4 protein-coding genes are annotated in these 3,169 nt (G+C 66.6%); 1 reads left to right on the forward strand and 3 read right to left on the reverse strand.

Annotated elements, in window-relative coordinates:
• The first annotated feature begins 182 nt into the window (after positions 1 to 182).
• The gene (locus WA965_RS13795) at positions 183 to 608 is read left to right on the forward strand and encodes an MTB12 C-terminal domain-containing protein (protein ID WP_526303123.1); all 426 of its coding nucleotides are present in this window, start codon (positions 183 to 185) and stop codon (positions 606 to 608) included.
• Positions 609 to 660: 52 nt separating this feature from the next.
• Here WA965_RS13795 and WA965_RS13800 read toward each other — a convergent pair whose 3' ends face one another.
• The 3 genes from WA965_RS13800 to WA965_RS13810 all read right to left on the reverse strand — a co-directional run.
• Positions 661 to 1,575, reverse strand: coding sequence for a putative endonuclease domain-containing protein (locus tag WA965_RS13800; RefSeq protein WP_526303124.1), 915 nt, complete (start codon positions 1,573 to 1,575; stop codon positions 661 to 663).
• A 110-nt stretch (positions 1,576 to 1,685) separates the two neighbouring features.
• Complete coding sequence (nei2, locus tag WA965_RS13805) at positions 1,686 to 2,438, reverse strand: endonuclease VIII Nei2 (RefSeq protein ID WP_526303125.1); 753 nt, start codon at positions 2,436 to 2,438, stop codon at positions 1,686 to 1,688.
• Positions 2,438 to 3,169: Lhr family helicase (locus WA965_RS13810; RefSeq protein ID WP_526447641.1), on the reverse strand; the 732-nt coding region annotated here is incomplete at its 5' end. The genes nei2 and WA965_RS13810, both read right to left, overlap by 1 nt.

Consider the following 3,169-nt stretch of genomic DNA (forward strand, 5'->3'; position numbering starts at 1 on the left):
GCCCCAGCCCCGTGGTCGGCATCAACCTTCCCGCCGAAAACGACCCCGACCGACTCCACGCAGCTTGACAACGCCCGTGGAATACCGTTTCGGCGTTGGGGGCCGGACGTAGGTCTTGTCGGATCGATGCGGGCGTGATGAAGTCTGCGTGGGTCGGGCAATGTTCGGAAGGGAATGTGTTGATGCGTGCTGCGTTCGCGGCGATGACGATTTTGGCGGCAGGTGCTTTCACAGGAGCGGGGGTCGCGATGGCTCAGCCGGCGGTACCCAGCGCCGGGGAGTTGACCTCTGATCTGCAGCAGGTGCTCAACACCGGGGCGCCCGCGGACCAGCGCGCCGCCAAGCTGGCGGGCGGACAGGCTGCTGTGCCGACCGCCGACAACATCGCCAACCGGTTGAACACCTATGGCGGCATGGTCAACTGGCAGGTGCAGAACCCGGTGCTCAACGGTGATCGACTGGACGCGCAGATCGCGGTGACGATCCCGATCTGGGGCACCAAGACCCACAACATCTACTGGGTCAACCAGGACGGTGACTGGAAGCTGTCGAATCCGTCGGCGTGCGTCATCGCCACCGACGTCGCCGGCGTCGGCTGCACGGTCTAGCTTGGCTTTTCGCCCTGGCGCCCCAGCGCCGAAACTGTATTCCACGTGGGCTTTACGCGTATTTGGGCGCGCTGAGTACAGTTTCGGCGTGGGCGTAGCGGTACGCATACCTGGGGATCGTGATTCGACCGCGCCACCCGCGGCGTGTCATCGCGTCCCGTAGCTCCTCGATCACGTGGACGGGGTTGTCCTCCTTGACGACGGACCTCACGTGCCAGCCGAGTCGTGCGAGTTTCGGCAGGACGCGCCGATCCTTGAGGTACTGCGCGCGGTCGGACTGATGCTGGTCGCCGTCGTACTCGAGCGCGACCTTGTAGTTCTCCCAGCCGAAGTCGAGGACCCGAAGTGGGAGGCCATGCTCGTCGAAGACGGGTATCTGCGTCGTGGGCACCGGGAACCCGGCATCGATGACCAGCTTGCGCCACCACGATTCTGGTGGTGACATCGAGCCACCATCAACGAACGGCAGCACCGCTTTCAGTCGTGCCACTCCGCGAGCCCCTTTGTAGCGCTTGGTGAGCAGCATGACGTCGTCGACCGAGTACGGCTGGGCCCGCATCAATGCGTCGAGGCGTCCCAGCGCGTCGTGCGGGCGGAAGCGCCCGAGATCGAACGCCGTGCGTGCCGGGGTAGCTACCGGCATTCCCGCCAGCTCCCGCCATTCGTCGGAGCCGATGCGCTCGTTGCGGGCGATGATGCCGCGGGGCGGTCGCGTGCAGTTGAAGATCAGCTCGACGTCGATGTCGTCGTCGACCCAGCGGGAACCGTGCAACGCGGCTGCCGCCAGCCCTGTGACGATTCCCTTGCGCTGCGACCAGAGCCAGGCGCCGATCGTGCGGTCGCGCAGCGTGAGGCTTCCCTCGGGGGCGTGCACATTCGGGTAGATCGGCCTGTATCTGCGCCTGAGTCCATGGCTCGTGACTATCCCGTCGGCGACGGCTTCTGTACCGATGACTGGCTTTCCCATGGATGAATGGTCATAATCAGCACCGACAGAAATCGTCGAGATTGCTTGCAGCGCGGTAGTTATCCACAAGTGCCGCGTGGAATACAGTTTCGGCGAAGAGGGGCGAGAAGTCAGCGCTGGCAGGTGGGGCACCAGTAGGTGATGCGCTCCCCAGAGCGATCCGTCTCGATGGGCGTGCCGCACCGACGGCACGGCTTACCTGCGCGCCCGTACACCCAGACGTCCTGGCCGGGGCGGGTGTTGCCGGTGGTGGTGCGATTGATCCGTGATCGATTGGCCCACAGCATCTGCTGGGTGCGGGTGACCACCCGCAACGGATCGGTCAGCGCACCGACCGCGGTCCCCGGCCGCAGCCCGAACACGAACCCCAACTCGTTGGCGTAGACATTGCCGACGCCGGCCATCACCCGCTGATCCAGCAGTGTCTCGGACAGCGGTCGAGAGGGATCGGCCATCAGGTTGGCCGCCGCCGTCTCGGCCGACCAGTCGTCGCCGAGCAGATCCGGTCCCAGATGTGCGACAGCCTCCATGTCGACAGCGCGCTCGAGGACCTCCAACACTCCGAGGTCGACGCCCGAGGCCCGGGAGTCCGCTGTCTCCAGCACGATTCGCACCTTGTAGGCCGGCGCCCGAACCCGGCCGATGATCCACGCGCCATCCATCTTCAGATGCGAGTGAATGCTGGCCGCCCCCACCCGGATGAACAGGTGCTTGCCCCGGCTGAGCACTTCGTCGACCTTCTGCCCGGCCAGGTTCACCGCGGCGTACCGCGGCACCCGGACATCACACCGCGTCAACTCCTTGCCTTCCAGCGCCTCCCGCAGTTTGGTGGCCGTGCGGAACACGGTGTCGCCTTCAGGCATCAGCGCAGCCGAAGCCCGCGCGGCGTCTTGGAGAACCCGGCCTGCGTCAGCGCCGCCGACACCACCGAATCGCGTGCCTCGAGAACCGGGACACCGTCGACCCTCTCCACCAGCAGCGCCGGAACCCTTTGTCGCGAAACCAATTCGGCCAGCGCCGTCGCCGCTGCGTTGGAGGTTTCGGCGTCCGCGGTGAAACTCAGCAGCGAGCGCCCACCGCGTTCGACGAACCAGGCCAACTCGCCGTCGACCAGCACCACCAGCGCCCCGGCTTTGCGACCCGGGCGGTGGGCGGTGTCGGTATCGCCGCGCGCCGGCCACGGCAGGGCTGCCCCGAACGGGTTCGCCGGATCCGTCGCCGCCAACGCAATGGTCCGCAGGGCGCCCTGCTTGTCGTCGATGCTGTCGGCATGGGTGCGCAACCGGTCGACGGTGCTGGCGGTCGCGAACTGCGCACCACCGAGCGACTCGACGAAATAGCCTCGCTGGCACCGGCCCGCATCCTCCAACGCGGTCAACACCTTGTACATCGAGGCGAACCCGCCAGGGATGTTCTCGGTGGCGACCGCACCTTTGGTGAGTACGCCGTGACGGGCGAGCAGCTGGTCGGCCTGGTAGTGCGCCCGCACTGTGGTGTCCGTCTCCGCGACGGGAAGCGCCGACCACCTCCCGGCCACCGTCGGGTCGGAATCGCGATGGGCGCCGGAGCTGATGCTGTAGCGACTCAGCCGCGG

It is taken from the genome of Mycobacterium sp., from assembly GCF_049683935.1.
Classification (GTDB): Bacteria; Actinomycetota; Actinomycetes; order Mycobacteriales; family Mycobacteriaceae; genus Mycobacterium.